Origin of the sequence: Vibrio sp. 10N.261.52.A1 (genome assembly GCF_002876325.1) — a bacterium.
GTDB classification, from domain to species: Bacteria; Pseudomonadota; Gammaproteobacteria; order Enterobacterales; family Vibrionaceae; genus Vibrio; species Vibrio chagasii.
In genome coordinates this window covers 1-16577 of sequence record NZ_MCYD01001136.1, presented here as the reverse complement: position 1 = coordinate 16577, position 16577 = coordinate 1, and the positions used below count along the sequence as shown (strand labels likewise).

The 16577-nt window shown below is 46.2% G+C and carries 17 protein-coding genes; 14 read left to right on the top strand and 3 right to left on the bottom strand.

The features are described from left to right. Nucleotides 1–65: 65 nt before the first annotated feature. From proB to BCT81_RS24325, 11 genes are all read left to right on the top strand, one after another. Nucleotides 66–1250, top strand: coding sequence for a glutamate 5-kinase (gene proB / locus BCT81_RS24375; protein ID WP_198596956.1), 1185 nt, complete (start codon nt 66–68; stop codon nt 1248–1250). A gap of 108 nt (nt 1251–1358) precedes the next feature. Next, nucleotides 1359–2609, top strand: a complete 1251-nt coding sequence (locus BCT81_RS24370; RefSeq protein WP_102426139.1) for a glutamate-5-semialdehyde dehydrogenase — start codon at nt 1359–1361, stop codon at nt 2607–2609. A 156-nt stretch (nt 2610–2765) separates the two neighbouring features. Beyond that, on the top strand, nt 2766–3215 hold the full coding sequence (gene nrdR, locus BCT81_RS24365; RefSeq protein WP_008218648.1) for a transcriptional regulator NrdR: 450 nt from the start codon (nt 2766–2768) through the stop codon (nt 3213–3215). Between the two features lie 40 nt (nt 3216–3255). Next, nucleotides 3256–4329: a bifunctional diaminohydroxyphosphoribosylaminopyrimidine deaminase/5-amino-6-(5-phosphoribosylamino)uracil reductase RibD gene (gene ribD / locus BCT81_RS24360; protein WP_102426141.1), complete on the top strand. Its 1074-nt coding sequence runs from the start codon at nt 3256–3258 to the stop codon at nt 4327–4329. A 46-nt stretch (nt 4330–4375) separates the two neighbouring features. After that, on the top strand, nt 4376–5032 hold the full coding sequence (locus BCT81_RS24355; protein ID WP_008218644.1) for a riboflavin synthase: 657 nt from the start codon (nt 4376–4378) through the stop codon (nt 5030–5032). Between the two features lie 108 nt (nt 5033–5140). Beyond that, on the top strand, nt 5141–6250 hold the full coding sequence (gene ribBA, locus BCT81_RS24350; RefSeq protein WP_102426138.1) for a bifunctional 3,4-dihydroxy-2-butanone-4-phosphate synthase/GTP cyclohydrolase II: 1110 nt from the start codon (nt 5141–5143) through the stop codon (nt 6248–6250). A gap of 280 nt (nt 6251–6530) precedes the next feature. Then, a complete protein-coding gene (gene ribE, locus BCT81_RS24345) occupies nt 6531–7001 on the top strand; it encodes a 6,7-dimethyl-8-ribityllumazine synthase (protein ID WP_004741508.1) in 471 nt (156 codons plus the stop codon). Further along, nucleotides 7001–7468: a transcription antitermination factor NusB gene (nusB, locus tag BCT81_RS24340; RefSeq protein ID WP_004734399.1), complete on the top strand. Its 468-nt coding sequence runs from the start codon at nt 7001–7003 to the stop codon at nt 7466–7468. The genes ribE and nusB overlap by 1 nt, the downstream gene beginning before the upstream one ends. A 78-nt stretch (nt 7469–7546) precedes the next feature. After that, nucleotides 7547–8521 carry a thiamine-phosphate kinase gene (gene thiL / locus BCT81_RS24335; protein ID WP_102426137.1) on the top strand — a complete coding sequence of 325 codons (975 nt, stop codon included), beginning with the start codon at nt 7547–7549 and terminating at the stop codon, nt 8519–8521. Next, nucleotides 8521–9027 (top strand): phosphatidylglycerophosphatase A, encoded by a 507-nt coding sequence (gene pgpA / locus BCT81_RS24330; protein ID WP_102426136.1) that lies wholly within the window; start codon nt 8521–8523, stop codon nt 9025–9027. Before thiL ends, pgpA begins: the two co-directional genes overlap by 1 nt. Before the next feature lie 24 nt (nt 9028–9051). Then, complete coding sequence (locus BCT81_RS24325; RefSeq protein WP_008218634.1) at nt 9052–9411, top strand: putative quinol monooxygenase; 360 nt, start codon at nt 9052–9054, stop codon at nt 9409–9411. 117 nt (nt 9412–9528) lie between these two features. Here the strand turns inward: BCT81_RS24325 and dxs are convergent, their stop codons facing one another. From dxs to xseB, 3 genes are read right to left on the bottom strand one after another with little or no spacing between them, the layout of a single operon-like run. Then, the gene (gene dxs, locus BCT81_RS24320) at nt 9529–11412 is read right to left on the bottom strand and encodes a 1-deoxy-D-xylulose-5-phosphate synthase (protein WP_102426135.1); all 1884 of its coding nucleotides are present in this window, start codon (nt 11410–11412) and stop codon (nt 9529–9531) included. Nucleotides 11413–11433: 21 nt separating this feature from the next. Further along, nucleotides 11434–12318 carry a (2E,6E)-farnesyl diphosphate synthase gene (ispA, locus tag BCT81_RS24315; protein WP_004741514.1) on the bottom strand — a complete coding sequence of 295 codons (885 nt, stop codon included), beginning with the start codon at nt 12316–12318 and terminating at the stop codon, nt 11434–11436. A gap of 20 nt (nt 12319–12338) precedes the next feature. Further along, complete coding sequence (gene xseB, locus BCT81_RS24310; protein WP_004734405.1) at nt 12339–12581, bottom strand: exodeoxyribonuclease VII small subunit; 243 nt, start codon at nt 12579–12581, stop codon at nt 12339–12341. Between the two features lie 297 nt (nt 12582–12878). Here xseB and pomA point away from each other — a divergent pair, with 297 nt between their 5' ends. The 3 genes from pomA to thiI all read left to right on the top strand — a co-directional run bounded on the left by pomA (nt 12879) and on the right by thiI (nt 16442). Next, entirely contained in the window at nt 12879–13643 is a 765-nt protein-coding gene (gene pomA, locus BCT81_RS24305) for a flagellar motor protein PomA (protein ID WP_004741515.1), read from the top strand. Between the two features lie 12 nt (nt 13644–13655). Then, the gene (locus tag BCT81_RS24300; RefSeq protein WP_102426134.1) at nt 13656–14603 is read left to right on the top strand and encodes a flagellar motor protein MotB; all 948 of its coding nucleotides are present in this window, start codon (nt 13656–13658) and stop codon (nt 14601–14603) included. A gap of 390 nt (nt 14604–14993) precedes the next feature. Then, nucleotides 14994–16442 (top strand): tRNA uracil 4-sulfurtransferase ThiI, encoded by a 1449-nt coding sequence (gene thiI / locus BCT81_RS24295; protein ID WP_102426133.1) that lies wholly within the window; start codon nt 14994–14996, stop codon nt 16440–16442. Nucleotides 16443–16577: the final 135 nt, after the last annotated feature.

Sequence of the window (16577 nt, the reverse complement as noted above, 5' to 3'; positions counted from 1 at the left end):
ACTCTTCTATATAAAGTAAAAAGGTGCGATTTCGCACCTTTTCTGCTTGTGAATTCCCCTGTTGATTGCTAAAACATCACCTCTTATTTGTTTTATCCATAAAAGACTTCATGACAACAAATCATCAAAGCGGGACAACAGCGCAGCGTAAAACTGTCGTTGTTAAACTGGGTACCAGTGTCTTAACTGGTGGAACATTGGCATTAGACCGTGCTCATATGGTTGAGCTGGTTCGTCAATGTGCTGAATTAAAAAAACAAGGCCACTCTGTGGTTATGGTTTCGTCTGGCGCAATTGCAGCAGGACGTGAGCACCTTGGTTACCCCGCACTTCCCAACTCAATGGCGAGCAAACAGTTGCTTGCTGCAGTTGGGCAAAGTCAGTTGATTCAAGTTTGGGAGTCTTTATTCGCTATCTATGGCCTTAAGATTGGCCAGATGCTGCTGACTCGTGCTGATCTCGATGACCGTGAGCGTTTTCTGAATGCTCGTGACACGATCAACGCACTTGTTGAACACGATATTATTCCTGTCGTGAATGAAAACGATGCAGTAGCGACCAACGAAATTAAAGTAGGCGACAACGATAACTTGTCGGCACTGGTTGGTATTTTATGTGGCGCTGATAAGCTTTTGTTACTGACAGACCAAAAAGGTCTATTTACCGCAGACCCTCGCAAAGATCCAAATGCAGAGCTCATCAAAGAAGTAAAAACCATTGATGACACGCTGCGTAAAATTGCAGGCGGTAGTGGCACGACTTTAGGTACCGGTGGTATGGCGACAAAACTGCAGGCGGCGGACATTGCTCGCCGTGCAGGTATTGAAGTTATCATTGCAGCAGGTAGCGCCGAAAATGTGGTGTTTGACTCTTTGAGTGACAATCCTCAAGGCACACGTTTCTTACCGTTAGCCGAGGCGCTTGAAAACCGCAAGCGTTGGATTTTAGCGGGCCCAGCTTCTGCTGGTGACATCGTGGTTGACGATGGTGCGGTGAATGCCGTTAACACCAAAGGCAGCAGCTTGTTGGCAAAAGGGGTGGTTCGAGTTAAAGGCGAGTTCTCTCGTGGTGAAGTCACCCAAGTTACAGACGGCAAAGGCAAAGTAGTCGCGCGTGGTATCGCTAGCTACTCAAGCCAAGACCTAGCAAAAATAGCAGGTAAGCACAGTAAAGATATTGGCGACATCCTTGGTTACGATTACGGGTCAGAAGTCATTCATCGTGACGACCTTGTCGTTATCCAAGAATAGTTCGAGATGACAAGGTGATGAACGGTGCATCTGGCTTTTTCACTAGATGCACGTAGTACTCATCGCTTTTTTCATCTAAAGGCAGACAGAATTTAGGGAGAGTTAAACGTGGATTTAACTAACATGGGTATAGCAGCAAAAGAAGCTGCTTTTCACCTAGCGACCGCATCAACGGCGCAAAAGAACAAGGCATTGGCGATCATCGCTGATGAGTTAGAAGCAAATGCAGCCGCTATCCTAGAAGCGAACGCAAAAGACATCGAACTGGGCCGCGAAGCAGGTTTAACGGATGCACTGCTTGACCGTCTACTTCTGAATGAAGAACGCTTAACGGGCATCGCTAATGACGTTCGTAACGTTATTAGCCTGAATGACCCTGTGGGCAGCGAAATCGACAGCAAAGTACTGGAAAACGGTATGTCACTGTCTCGTCGTCGTGTACCTCTTGGTGTGGTTGGTGTTATCTATGAAGCGCGTCCTAACGTAACCATCGATATTGCGGCACTGTGTCTGAAAACGGGTAACGCAAGCATCTTGCGTGGTGGTAAAGAGACCTTCTTCTCGAACATGGAACTGGTAAAAGTTATCCAGTCTGCACTAGAGAAAGCAGAGCTTCCTGCTGCTTCTGTTCAATACATTGAAAAGCCAGATCGTGAACTTGTTTCTCAGCTGCTTAAGCTAGATGACTACGTAGATATGATCATTCCTCGTGGTGGCGCTGGTCTGCACAAGATGTGTAAAGAGAACAGCACTATCCCGGTAATCATCGGTGGTTTCGGTATTAGCCATATTTTCGTTGATGAAAGCGCGGATCTTGAGAAGTCTGTCGATGTGGTTGAAAACTCGAAAGTACAACGTCCATCAGCATGTAACTCACTAGATACTTTACTTGTTCATGAAGCGGTAGCTGAGGAATTCCTTGGTAAGCTTAAAACACGTCTAGCGGATAAAGTGACATTAGTAGCTGACTCAAGCGCGAAGGCACTTCTTGCCGATTTTACTGACGTGCGTGATGCAGGTGAGGGTGACTTTGACACCGAATGGCTAAGCTACACACTAGGCGTAAAAGTGGTTGCGGATGTTGCAGAAGCGATTGACCACATGCGCGTACATAACGCGAGCCATTCAGATGCGATCATGACTAATAGTTTAGAAAGCTCTGAGCGTTTCATTAACTCGGTAGGCTCTGCAGCCGTGTATGTGAATGCATCAACTCGCTTTACTGATGGCGCACAGTTTGGTCTAGGCGCAGAAGTAGCAGTCTCTACTCAGAAACTGCACGCTCGTGGTCCTATGGGCTTAGAAGAGCTGACCAGCTACAAGTGGGTGGGTAAAGCGAATTATCTTGTTCGCGGTTAACGTTTCTCGTTAGCTTTACTCTGCAGCTCATTTTAAAAATTGCTATCGCGTAGCAATAATCAATGAATCAGCACACAAAAGGGCCTTAATTGGCCCTTTTTCTTTCCTAACGTTTGGCAATTCCGTTACACTGACAATCAATTATTTGGAGGTGATATGCATTGTCCTTTTTGTTCAGAGAACGACACTAAAGTAATCGATTCAAGACTGGTTGCTGATGGCCATCAGGTTCGTCGTCGCCGTCAATGCCTTGCATGTAGCGAGCGTTTCACTACGTTCGAATCGGCAGAACTCGTGATGCCGAAAGTCATTAAGTCGAATGGAAACCGCGAACCGTTTAATGAAGATAAGATGGTCGGTGGCGTGCAACGTGCTCTGGAAAAACGCCCTGTGAGTGCTGATGCGATCGAACTTGCTATCAGTAATATTAAGTCACAACTCCGTGCAACAGGTGAGCGTGAAGTTCCAAGCGAAATGATTGGCAACCTAGTCATGAGCCAATTAAAAGAATTAGACAAAGTCGCGTACATCCGTTTTGCTTCTGTTTACCGCAGCTTTGAAGACATTCGAGAGTTTGGCGAAGAAATCGCTAAATTAGAGGATTAATCCCTCAGTCATGTCTAACTTTTCTCCCCTAGATTTTCAAATGATGTCGCGCGCTATCCATTTAGCGAAACGCGGCATTTACACCACTGCGCCAAACCCAAATGTCGGTTGTGTGATTGTACAAACCGATGGACAAATTGTTGGTGAAGGCTTTCACGCCAAAGCGGGTGAACCTCACGCTGAAGTACATGCCATGCGAATGGCGGGTGATAAGGCAAAAGGTGCGACGGTTTATGTCACACTAGAGCCTTGTTCTCATTATGGTCGTACACCACCGTGTGCCGAGGGCTTGATTAAAGCTCAAGTGGCTAAAGTCATTTGCGCGATGCAGGATCCAAACCCGAAAGTCGCTGGACGTGGCATCAAAATGCTGCGTGATGCAGGCATTGAGGTTGAAATCGGTTTACTGGAGCAAGATGCTTTAGACTTGAACCCAGCATTTATTAAGCGCATGCAAACAGGCATGCCTTTTGTTCAGCTTAAGATGGCAGCTAGCCTCGATGGGCAAACGGCACTAGCAAATGGTCAGAGCCAATGGATCACATCGCCAGCAGCGCGTCGTGATGTTCAAAATTATCGAGCAAAGGCGGGCGCAGTATTATCAACCAGCCAAACGGTGATTGATGATAACGCTTCACTGAATGTTCGCTGGGCTGAATTACCAAGTAGTGCACAAGCTCATTACGCTGAAGCTGATGTGCGTCAGCCTGTTCGTGTGATTCTTGATCGTCAAAACCAACTGCGCCCTGAGCTCAAGTTATACCAATCGCCAACACCCGTATTAAGAGTCGCAGAGGCGTCTGCGGACATTGAGATCGGCACCACTGAGACAGGTCAGCTGGATTTGCACGAGCTGATGTGCCAATTACCTGCCAATCATATCGACCATATTTGGGTCGAAGCGGGTGCAACATTGGCAAAAAGCTTGATTGAAGCACAGCTGGTGGATGAGCTAATCCTCTATTTAGCCCCTAAACTTATGGGCAGTGACGGAAGAGGTTTGATGGGCGCGTTAGGGCTCACTTCGATGTCTGATGTTATTGACCTAGAAATTAAAGATGTTCGACAGGTTGGTGTGGATATTCGCATCGTGGCTAAACCAATCTCGAAATAGTCACTCCAACTACATACATGTCGTTGACAACAAAAAGAGTTTTAAAATGTTTACAGGAATTGTAGAAGCCGTAGGTACATTGAGTGCAATCACTCCCCGCGGAGAAGACATTACCGTAACGGTTAACGTGGGTAAGCTTGATATGGCCGACGTTCAGTTAGGCGATAGCATCGCAACCAACGGTGTGTGTTTGACGGTCGTCGAATTCAATGACCACAGCTACAGTGCAGATTTGTCACTTGAGACCCTGAAAAAAACGGGCTTTGTTGATTACCAAGCGGGTGACAAAGTGAACCTAGAGAAAGCGATGCTACCAACGACACGTTTCGGTGGTCATATCGTATCGGGTCACGTGGATGGCGTGGGTGAGATTGTTGAACGCAATCAAGTAGGCCGTGCTATTGAATTCTGGGTCGAAATGCCCGCTGAAATATCAAAGTACGTTGCTCAAAAAGGCTCGATTACTGTCGATGGCATTAGTCTTACTGTGAACGATTTACGTAAGAATGCATTTAAGCTGACGATTGTTCCTCATACCTCTTCAGAAACCACCATCGATCAATTCCATGTTGGTCGTAAAGTGAATCTAGAAGTGGATGTGTTAGCGCGCTACATGGAGCGGCTACTGCAAGGTCAGCAACAAGAGTCTGAACCTGAATCTCGATTGACGATGGAATTCTTACAACAGAATGGTTTTGCCTAATCGTTGATATGAAGTGCGCTGAGCGTCACTTTGTAGAGCGAAGCAATATCATCAGGTTTAAATAGTGTCGGTTCTAGGAAGCAGAACCATTTCAAAGGATATAGAACAATGCCAATTAGTACTCCTCAAGAAATTATTGAAGACATTCGCCTAGGAAAAATGGTTATCCTGATGGATGATGAAGATCGCGAAAATGAAGGCGATCTGATCATGGCAGCAGAACATGTGACGCCAGAAGCGATTAACTTCATGGCGATGTACGGTCGTGGTTTAATCTGCCTAACCTTGACTAAAGAGCGTTCAAGCCGCATGGGTCTTGCGCCTATGGTTCAAGACAACAACGCACAGTACACCACTAACTTTACCGTTTCGATTGAAGCGGCAGAGGGTGTAACTACGGGTATTTCTGCGTCTGACCGCGCTGTGACGGTTCAAGCGGCTGTTGCGAAAGATGCAAAAGCGGCTGACCTTGTTCAACCTGGTCACATCTTCCCTCTAACAGCACAAGAGGGTGGTGTTCTAACTCGCGCTGGTCACACTGAAGCGGGCTGTGATTTAGCACGTTTAGCGGGTTGTGAGCCTGCATCGGTTATCGTTGAGATCCTAAATGACGACGGCACTATGGCTCGCCGCCCTGATCTTGAAGTGTTCGCTGAAAAGCACGATATCAAGCTAGGTACTATTGCTGACTTGATCGAATACCGTAACAACACAGAAACCACGATTGAGCGTGTTGCACAGTGTCATCTACCGACTGAGTTCGGTGACTTTGAGCTTGTGACTTACCGTGACACTATCGATAATCAAATCCATTACGCAATGCAAAAAGGTGACCTAACGGGTGAAGCGCCACTGGTTCGTGTTCACCTGCATGATACCTTCACCGATCTGCTACATTCTGATCGTGGTACTGAGCGCAGCTGGTCGCTAGATAAGGCGATGAAGCGCATTGGCGACGAAGGTGGTGTGTTGGTTATTCTGGGCAACGAAGAGTCGTCTGACTCTTTGATTCACAAAGTGAAGACATTCGAAGCTCAAGATAAGAACGAGCAACCAACCATGGCTAAGAAGCAAGGTACTTCTCGTCGCGTTGGTGTCGGTTCTCAAATTCTACAAGACCTAGGTGTTCATGATATGCGCCTATTGTCTTCAAGCACCAAGCGTTACCACGCTCTTGGTGGTTTTGGTCTTAACGTTGTTGAATACGTTTGTGAGTAACTACTTACATACTGGTTTATAACAACATAAATCTATGATGATTTGAGAGGCTCTTTTGGTTCGAAGTAGGACCAAAAGAGCCAAGTCGCTGAGCCTGACTTTTGTCGTGTCAAACGTTGGCGCTTAGCGACTTGCTGTTCCCAAATGGTTGGGAGCGAGGCTTGGTTATCATCTTTACATCTCCGGTGTCTGTTCTTCTAAATTAGCATTAGATATTGCTCACAGTTTTATGCTAGAATCCGGCGATTCTCACTTGATGAAAATAGTTAAAGGAAGGCTTATGAAAGTGATCGAGGGTGGCTTCCCAGCGCCAAATGCAAAAATTGCTATCGTTATTGCTCGTTTCAACAGTTTTATTAACGAAAGTTTACTTTCTGGTGCAATCGATACTTTAAAACGTCACGGACAAGTAAGCGAAGACAACATCACTGTTGTTCGTTGTCCTGGTGCAGTAGAACTTCCACTTGTAGCGCAACGCGTTGCAAAAACAGGTAAGTTCGACGCGATTGTATCTCTTGGTACAGTAATTCGTGGCGGTACGCCTCATTTTGACTATGTTTGTAGTGAATGTAATAAAGGTTTGGCGCAAGTGTCTCTGGAATATTCTCTTCCTGTAGCATTCGGCGTACTAACTGTTGATACGATCGATCAAGCTATTGAACGCGCAGGAACCAAGGCTGGTAATAAAGGTGCAGAAGCTGCACTAAGCGCACTTGAGATGATCAACGTTCTTTCTGAAATCGATTCCTAATGGGGGCCAGTGTGAAACCAGCCGCACGTCGTAACGCACGTCAATTTGCTCTACAAGCAATTTATTCTTGGCAAATTACTAAAGAAAATATTGCTACCGTTGAAGAACAGTTCTTATCTGGTGGTAAGTATGATGAAGAAGAACATCATGCTGCAGAACCTGCACTTGCTATGCCAGAAACAGACGTTGCATACTTCCGCGACCTACTAACTGGTGTTGCTCTTAGTCACATGGAACTTGATAGCAAGCTTCGTCCATTCGTATCTCGCCCGATGCAAGATCTGGATCTGATGGAACTAGCGCTTCTACGTTTAGCTATGTACGAGATGACTCGTCGCGAAGATGTACCATACAAAGTGGTTATCAACGAAGCTATCGAGCTTGCGAAAGTATTCGCAGCAGAAGACAGCCATAAGTTTGTGAATGGTGTGCTTGATAAAGCAGCGCCACACGTACGTAAGAAGTAATCTCTACGTATATTGAATCTAAAGGTCAGCTTTCATGCTGGCCTTTTTTGTTAGTAAATTCCAAAGATAGGGCATGTGATGTCTGGTGAATTCAACCTAATCGATAAATATTTCGTAAACCGACAGCCTCAACGTAAAGACGTGCACCTCGCCGCCGGTGATGACTGCGCTTTGGTGAAAGCCCCAAGCAATGTTGAGATAGCGATCAGCACCGATACCTTAGTGGCGGGTACTCACTTCTTAGCAGAAGCAAACCCAGCTTGGATCGCGCACAAAGCATTGGCTTCAAACATCAGTGATCTGGCTGCGATGGGTGCAACGCCGGCGTGGGTCTCTTTTGCCTTAACCATGCCTGAAGTAGATGAAGCTTGGCTAGCGCCGTTCTGCGACTCTTTTTTCAAACTTGCAGACTACTTTGGTATTCAGTTAATTGGTGGTGACACTACAAAGGGGCCGCTGAGCCTAACATTGACGGTACAAGGCTTTGTGCCAGAAGGGAAAGCCCTACGTAGAGATGGCGCGAAAGTCGGGGATTGGATTTACGTGACAGGTAATTTAGGCGATAGCAAGGCAGGTCTAGAGGTTCTATTAGATCCAACAACAAACCAAGCTAAGCCGTATGCGAAAGAGCTTGAAGAGAGACACTACATTAGCTCTCCACGAGTGTTAGCTGGCCAAGCGCTTGTCAATCTTGCTTCATCGGCTATTGATATCTCAGATGGTGTCATCTCGGATTTGAAACATATCCTTAAGCGCTCAGAGGTTGGTGCAAGCATCGATGTGAGTACCTTGCCTATCTCCCCTGAATTACGCCAGTTTGCCCCAGATATCGCTACGGCGCAGCAGTATGCACTGACCAGTGGTGAGGAGTATGAGCTTTGCTTTACCGTGCCAGAAGAGAATAAAGGTTCATTGGAAAGTGCTTTGTCACACACTGGAACAAAAGTCACCTGTATTGGTCAAATAAGACCTGTAGAATACTTTGAACTACACAATAATGGTGAACCGCTGAGCTGGAGCTTAACCGGTTACGATCACTTTAAGGTTAATTGATGACAAACCCACTATCTGCAATCTCTCTTAAAAACCCTTGGCACTTTCTAGCAACGGGTTTTGGCAGTGGCTTATCGCCTATTATTCCTGGAACCATGGGTACACTCGCCTCGATTCCTCTGTACCTATTATTGGTTCAATTGCCGTTCCCGGCTTATGTCGCGGTGGTCGTGATAAGCTGCATTATTGGTATCAAGATCTGCCAAGTGACCTCAGATGATATGGGCGTACATGATCATGGCTCTATCGTATGGGATGAGTTTGCAGGCTTTTGGATCACCATGAGCCTAGTGCCAATGTTGAGCATTCCTGCCGATGATTGGAAATGGTTGTTGACGGGCTTTGTTCTATTCCGCTTCTTCGACATGGTAAAACCGTGGCCGATTGGCTGGTTAGATGCCCGAGTTCATGGCGGTTTAGGCATCATGATTGATGATATTGTGGCAGGTATTATGGCGGCTATTTCGCTATATGCTGTGGCCCACTTCGCAGGTTGGCTAGTTTAAATAAAGATAAAACAAGGAATTACAATGTCTAAGAAGGTTTACTGCATCGCTCAATTTCAGCCGAAAGAAGGCAAACTGAACGAGCTGTTTGAGGTATTAAAAGCACTAGAGCCAAACACTCTGCGTGAAGATGGCTGTATTCAATACACAGTAACTCGCCACATTCAGAGCCCGTTTGCTGAAGGTCAGAGCTTCCCGATTGCTTTCAACGAAATCTGGGCGGATAACGAAGCGTTTGAAGCGCACTGCCAACGCCGTGAAATTCAACAGTTCTTCCAAGAGCAGTGTGTTGATGAAACAGGTTTAGTTGAGAACTTTAATGTTGCTATCTACTCTGATGAACCAGAGAATTACGACGCGCCTGTTCTTAAGCCGTGCTGCTAATTTGCTGTAACAACTGACTTAAACAGTAGCTAGCTAATGAGTTAGCGGATACTAAAAAGGTTGACCCTAGGGCCAACCTTTTTTTGTTTTGTTGCTTATGCAGTTTGCTACTGAAAGCTATTTAGCAAGGTAGTCAGAGATAGAGTTCTCAATACCTTTCGCGTCTAAGCCTAGCTCTTCATGCAGCTCACCTTGAGTGCCTTGAGCAATGAACTTGTCAGGTAGGCCAAGGTTCAGTACTGGCATTAGCAGTTTCTCTTGCATCAAGAACTCAATTACACCAGCACCGGCACCACCGGCAATCGCATTTTCTTCGATTGTCACCAGTACATCGTGGTCAGCGACAAGTTGTTTGATTAAAGCTTCATCTAGAGGCTTAACAAAGCGCATGTCTGCAACGGTGGCATCCATTGCATCAGCAGCTTGAAGTGCATTTTCTAGGAAAGTACCAAAGCTTAGGATAGCAACCTTAGCGCCATCTTTTGCTTTTGAGCTTTCACGAACAATACGACCTTTACCAATCTCAAGTGCAGTAAACTCACTTTGGATTTCTGTGCCCATACCATTACCACGAGGGTAGCGAACCGCACTTGGTCCATTGTGCTGGTGGCCAGTGTAGAGCATTTGGCGACATTCGTTTTCGTCGCTTGGTGCCATGATCACCATGTTTGGAATGCAGCGCATGAAGCTCAAGTCGAACGCACCTTGGTGTGTCTGACCATCGGCACCCACAAGACCTGCACGGTCAATCGCGAACATAACCGGTAGATCCATGATAGCCACATCGTGGATCAGTTGATCGTAGCCGCGTTGTAGGAATGTCGAGTAGATAGCCACAATCGGCTTATCACCCGCAATCGCCATACCAGTTGCTAGCGTCACGGCGTGTTGCTCTGCAATTGCTACATCGAAGTATTGATCTGGGTATTCTTTAGAGAAACGTACCATGCCAGAACCTTCACGCATGGCTGGCGTGATCGCCATCAGCTTAGGATCTTGCGCTGCCATATCACATAGGAAGTCACCAAAAATCTTTGAGAACGTTGGCTTAGAGCTGGTGCTCTTAGGCAAGCTTGAGTGTGCAGGATCGAATTTAGGCACACCGTGGTAACCAATTGGATCTTTCTCTGCTGGCTCGTAGCCTTTACCTTTCTTGGTCATGATATGCAGGAACTGAGGACCTTTTAGATCTCTCATGTTCTTAAGCGTTTTAATCAGCTCGTTTACATCGTGGCCGTCTACTGGGCCGATGTAGTTAAAGCCGAGCTCTTCAAACATGGTACCTGGAACAACCATGCCTTTCAGATGTTCTTCTGTACGACGAACTAGCTCTTTAATCGGCGGAACGCCAGATAGCACTTTCTTGCCGCCCTCACGAATAGACGTGTAAAGACTGCCAGAAAGAACTTGAGCTAGGTGGTTGTTAAGCGCACCTACGTTTTCAGAGATAGACATCTCGTTATCGTTTAGGATAACCAGCATGTCATTGTGAACATCGCCTGCGTGGTTCATGGCTTCAAATGCCATACCAGCAGTAATCGCACCGTCACCAATCACGCTCACAACTTTACGGTTCTTACCTTCTTTCTTGGCACTGATCGCCATGCCGAGTGCAGCACTGATCGATGTTGAAGAGTGACCAACAGAAAGGGTGTCGTACTCGCTCTCTTCACGCCATGGGAATGGGTGCAGTCCGTCTTTTTGGCGGATAGTCGACAGGCGGTCACGGCGACCGGTAAGAATTTTGTGCGGGTATGCTTGGTGGCCAACATCCCAAACCAATTGGTCAAAAGGCGTGTTGTACACATAGTGCAGAGCGACAGTGAGCTCTACCGTACCTAAGCCTGACGCTAAGTGACCACTTGATTGGCTCACTGAGTTGAGAAGATAGGTGCGTAATTCATCACAAAGCTGTGTCAGCGTCTCTTTTGGGAGAAGACGCAAATCCTCTGGCTTATCAGCCAAAGCAAGAGTTGGGTACTTTGATATATCAAGAGTCATAGGTAATGCGCGCTTATTGTCTTAGTTCTTGCGCTCGATGACGTATCGGGCGAACTCTTCGAGTAACTGGGTATTGTATGGGATCGCGGCCAAAGCTTGAAGCGCTTCCTGCAGTAGAGATTGCGCTTTTTCTTGAGCGCCCTCTAAACCTAGCAAAGAAGGGTAGGTGCTTTTGTTCAAATCTTGGTCAGAGCCCTGTGGTTTACCCAAAGTTTCGGTGTCGCCAATGATATCCAAGATATCGTCTTGAACTTGGAAGGCTAATCCGATGGCATCTGCGTACTTATCTAATTGAGGCAGCACCTCGAACGCTTTTTCACCTGCAGCTAGCGCACCTAAACGGATTGCACTCTTCATAAGAGCACCAGTTTTATTGCGGTGAACTTCTTCCAGCTCTTCAAGAGTCACTGCGCGGTTTTCAGCTTCGATATCGAGTGCCTGACCGATACACATACCTTGAGCACCAGAGGCTTCAGCTAGGCGTTGAATCATTCTAACGCGATTGCTTTCCCCGTCAGCACTTAATGTGCCTTCAGCAAGTATAGTAAATGCCAGAGTTTGTAGGGCATCGCCCGTTAAAATGGCGGTCGCTTCATCGAATTTGATGTGACAGGTCTGATGGCCACGACGCAGCTCATCGTCGTCCATTGCTGGAAGGTCATCATGAATCAGAGAGTAGGCATGAATACATTCGACTGCAGAAGCTGGAGTATCGAGTTCTTCCGCGGTGCAACCGAGCATTTCCCCTGTAATGTAGACAAGAAATGGACGCGCGCGTTTGCCGCCTAAAAGTAACCCGTAACGCATTGCGTTGATCAGGTTCTGATTTTGGTGTGGCAGGCGGTCAAGCCAAAGGTTCAGTTGCTCGTTATTACGTGCTTGATAAGACAATAAAGTCTCGATCATAGGGGATCTCATACAATTCGTTATTCTGGTTGTGGGTTAAAGTCACTCAGTTCTGCATTTTCGTCATTTTGCAGTAGGATGCTAACACGTTGTTCTGCATCGTTTAGTTTACTTTGACCTGCACGAGCGAGGGAGATACCTCGTTCGAATTTTTTCAGCGCATCATCTAAAGCTAGATCACCATTTTCTAGTTGATCAACCAAGCCATCGAGCTCTTCGATTGCCGCTTCAAAGCTCATATTTTCAGGTTTCTTAGTAGCCATAATAAATCTGCGTTTGGAAAGATGAACGAACGTTACCCTAGGGCGTTCAGATGGTCAAATGTAACCAATAAATTTTGCTAGAAAGTTCGTTTTTAAGAGGCTTGAAGCCACTTTCCTTTAATAACCCTACCTTTCTCGAGTTTATGACAGTTCGAGAACGGGGAAGCGGGTAATAGTTGTGATACAAAAAGCAAAAGTGTGATACTTAGGCCAAGAATTTACTAAAAGATCTTATAGTCTTGCCGATAAAAGAATTATCGTCGACATAGAGCTACAAAAAAGCATGAGGAGTGCTCAGTGGATTTAGCAACCCTAATAGGTTTGATTGGTGGATTTGCCTTTGTAATCATGGCAATGATCCTAGGTGGAAGCCTCGGGATGTTCTATGACACGACATCCATTTTGATCGTGATTGGTGGTTCAACGTTTGTTGTTCTAATGAAGTTCACCATGGGACAGTTCTTTGGCGCGGCTAAAATTGCCGGCAAAGCATTTATGTTTAAAGCCGATGAGCCTGAAGACCTTATCGCTAAGATTGTTGAAATGGCGGACGCAGCACGTAAAGGTGGTTTCTTAGCTCTGGAAGAGATGGAAATCAGCAACAGCTTTATGCAAAAGGGCATAGACCTGTTAGTCGATGGTCATGATGGTGATGTAGTGCGTGCAGCATTGCAAAAAGATATTGCGCTAACGACAGAACGTCATGAACAGGGGGCGAAGGTGTTTTCTGCATTTGGTGATGTTTCCCCTGCGATGGGGATGATCGGTACCTTGGTAGGTCTGGTTGCCATGCTTTCGAACATGGATGACCCTAAAGCGATCGGCCCTGCGATGGCGGTAGCACTTTTAACCACGCTGTATGGCGCAATTCTATCGAACATGGTGTTTTTCCCTATCGCAGACAAGCTTGCACTGCGTCGTGACCAAGAGACACTGAACCGTCGTTTGGTGATGGACGGTGTGTTAGCGATTCAAGATGGTCAAAACCCACGAGTTATTGATGGTTACCTGAAGAGCTACCTAAATGAAGGTAAGCGTACAATTGATGGTGAACCTGCGTAAGAGGAGTTGAAGATGGATGAAGAGAATCCATGTAAATGTCCTCCTCCGGGGTTACCTCAATGGATGGGAACATTTGCTGACTTGATGTCACTACTGATGTGTTTCTTCGTACTTCTGCTCTCATTTTCTGAGATGGATGTACTGAAGTTCAAACAGATCGCTGGCTCGATGAAGTTCGCATTTGGTGTACAGAACCGTTTAGAAGTAAAAGACATCCCAAAAGGGACTAGCATCATTGCGCAAGAGTTTCGCCCTGGTCGTCCAGAGCCTACGCCGATTGATGTGATCATGCAGCAAACGATAGATATCACTCAGCAGACGTTGGAATTTCATGAAGGTGAATCTGAGCGCGCTGGTGGTACCATGCGTGACCAAGGCAAGATGACTGGAGGCAAGTCGCCAGAGGTATCGACTCACGACAACCAAAACTCTGAGTCAGACCAACAGCAACAGCAAGCCGAAGCTCAATCTCAAGAGATGGAAACCTTGATGGAAAGCATCAAGAAGGCGTTGGAACGAGAGATCGACCAAGGCGCGATTGAGGTGGAAAATCTAGGCCAACAGATTGTGATTCGAATTCGTGAGAAGGGTGCATTCCCATCGGGCTCTGCTTTCTTACAGCCTAAGTTTCGACCTTTGGTGAGACAGGTGGCTGAATTGGTGAAAGATGTTCCGGGCATTGTTCGAATCTCAGGTCACACTGATAATCAACGTCTTGATTCTGAGCTGTATCGCTCGAATTGGGATCTGTCATCTCAGCGAGCGGTATCTGTTGCTCAAGAGATGGAAAAGGTTCGCGGATTCTCTCATCAACGTTTGAGAGTACGTGGTATGGCGGATACAGAGCCAGTAGAGCCTAACGATACTGAATGGCAGCGCAGCCTGAACCGTCGCGTCGAGATCAGTATCATGCAAGGTGAGCCACTTTACAGCGATGAAGTTCCAGTGATTTCTGAATAGTACCGAGCTACGAGTTAAGCTGACTTATTAAATTAACCAGAAAGCCCAACCTTATGATGAAGTTGGGCTTTTTATTTATGTGGTGAGTGGTTGGCTTATCTACCTATCTACCTATCTACCTATCTACCTATCTACCTATCTACCTATCTACCTATCTACCTATCTATCTATAAGAATGCCGACCGTGAGTAAGCATGCTATTTTTAATAGGGTGTGTATTTATTACTGGTGCCAAAGCAAGCACTCTTTTCCTTGTTTCACTTTCTCATGTATAATTCGCGCCCTTAGATTTAGATATGATCTACTCTTGCTTCAAGTGCTGCGTAAATTCTCCAATTTACTTGGCGAAGAGCCTTTTAAAATTTTGAACATTAATGTTGTGAACGTACTATGAAATTTATTGTTAAGCCCCATCCGGAAATTTTTGTAAAAAGTGAATCGGTGCGTAAGCGCTTCACAAGGATTCTAGAGTGCAACATTCGTAACGTTATTCAGCGTCGCTGTGAAGGTGTTGCGGTATTTAACCGTCGTGACCATATCGAAGTGACGTCTGAGAGTGATAAGTACTACACAGAAGTGCTAGAGGCTCTTACTCACACTCCTGGTATTCACCACTCTTTAGAAGTACAACAGTCAGACTTCAAAGACTTGCACGATATTTACGAGCAAGTTTTAGAGCGCAGCCGTGCTGACATTGAAGGTAAAACTTTCTCTGTTCGTGCTAAGCGTCGTGGTAAGCATGAGTTCACGTCTATCGAGCTTGAGCGCTACGTAGGTGGCGGTTTGAACCAAGCGGTTGAGTCGGCACGCGTTAAGCTGAAAGATCCAGAAGTAACGGTTAAAGTTGAAGTCGCTAATGACAAACTGAACCAAGTTCTGGCGCGTCACAAAGGCCTTGGTGGTTTCCCTCTAGGTACTCAAGAAGACCTACTGAGCTTGATCTCTGGTGGTTTTGATTCTGGCGTATCAAGCTACCTACACATCAAACGTGGCTCTAAAGTTCACTACTGTTTCTTCAACCTTGGCGGTCCTGCGCACGAGATTGGCGTTAAGCAAGTGGCTCACTACCTATGGAACAAGTACGGTTCTTCGGCAAAAGTGAAGTTCATCTCTGTAGATTTCGAACCGGTTGTTGCTGAAATCCTTGAGAACGTAGAAGACGGCCAAATGGGCGTGGTTCTTAAGCGTATGTTCATGCGTGCTGGTGGCATGGTTGCAGACAAGTTCAAGATCGAAGCATTGGTTACTGGTGAGGCACTAGGTCAGGTATCAAGCCAAACGCTAACTAACCTGCGTCATATTGATAACGTAACGGACACGTTGATCCTTCGTCCACTTATCAACTGGGATAAAGAAGACATCATCGACCTTGCGCGCGAGATTGGCACTGAAGACTTTGCGAAAGTAATGCCTGAATACTGTGGTGTTATCTCTAAGAAGCCAACAGTGAAAGCGAAGAAAGGTAAACTTGAAGCAGAAGAAGCTAAGTTTAACTTTGAAGTGCTAGAGCAAGTGATCGAGAACGCTCGTGTTATGGATATCCGTGATATTGAGAAAGAGAGCCAAGAGCAAGCTCCAGAAGTGGAACAGGTTCAAGCTGTGGCTGAGCACGCTATCGTTCTTGATATTCGTAGCCCAGACGAAGAAGACGAAAGCCCATTAGAAATCGATGGCGTTGATGTAAAACACCTGCCTTTCTACAAGCTAGCGACGCAATTTGGCGATCTAGACCAAGGTAAAGAGTACCTACTGTACTGTGACCGTGGTGTTATGAGCCGTTTGCAAGCGCTTTACCTGCAAGAGCAGGGCTTTAAGAACGTTAAGGTTTACCGCCCATAGTCTGCTAGCTTAGAGCACGACTTAGGTTGTAACTGTCTCGTCCTAAAATACGTTGACAGTTTTTTACTAAGCCAACAGCGCCGGCTGTTGGCTTTTTTCATGCACCTCATTTGGAGTTTTCATCATGAGACTGAG

Coding starts and splice junctions, on each gene's coding strand:
- nrdR (WP_008218648.1), top strand. CDS start 2,766: ATGCATTGTCCTTTTTGTTCAGAGAACGACACTAAAGTAATCGATTCA.
- ribD (WP_102426141.1), top strand. CDS start 3,256: ATGATGTCGCGCGCTATCCATTTAGCGAAACGCGGCATTTACACCACT.
- BCT81_RS24355 (WP_008218644.1), top strand. CDS start 4,376: ATGTTTACAGGAATTGTAGAAGCCGTAGGTACATTGAGTGCAATCACT.
- ribBA (WP_102426138.1), top strand. CDS start 5,141: ATGCCAATTAGTACTCCTCAAGAAATTATTGAAGACATTCGCCTAGGA.
- ribE (WP_004741508.1), top strand. CDS start 6,531: ATGAAAGTGATCGAGGGTGGCTTCCCAGCGCCAAATGCAAAAATTGCT.
- nusB (WP_004734399.1), top strand. CDS start 7,001: ATGGGGGCCAGTGTGAAACCAGCCGCACGTCGTAACGCACGTCAATTT.
- thiL (WP_102426137.1), top strand. CDS start 7,547: ATGTCTGGTGAATTCAACCTAATCGATAAATATTTCGTAAACCGACAG.
- pgpA (WP_102426136.1), top strand. CDS start 8,521: ATGACAAACCCACTATCTGCAATCTCTCTTAAAAACCCTTGGCACTTT.
- BCT81_RS24325 (WP_008218634.1), top strand. CDS start 9,052: ATGTCTAAGAAGGTTTACTGCATCGCTCAATTTCAGCCGAAAGAAGGC.
- dxs (WP_102426135.1), bottom strand. CDS start 11,412: ATGACTCTTGATATATCAAAGTACCCAACTCTTGCTTTGGCTGATAAG.
- ispA (WP_004741514.1), bottom strand. CDS start 12,318: ATGATCGAGACTTTATTGTCTTATCAAGCACGTAATAACGAGCAACTG.
- xseB (WP_004734405.1), bottom strand. CDS start 12,581: ATGGCTACTAAGAAACCTGAAAATATGAGCTTTGAAGCGGCAATCGAA.
- BCT81_RS24300 (WP_102426134.1), top strand. CDS start 13,656: ATGGATGAAGAGAATCCATGTAAATGTCCTCCTCCGGGGTTACCTCAA.
- thiI (WP_102426133.1), top strand. CDS start 14,994: ATGAAATTTATTGTTAAGCCCCATCCGGAAATTTTTGTAAAAAGTGAA.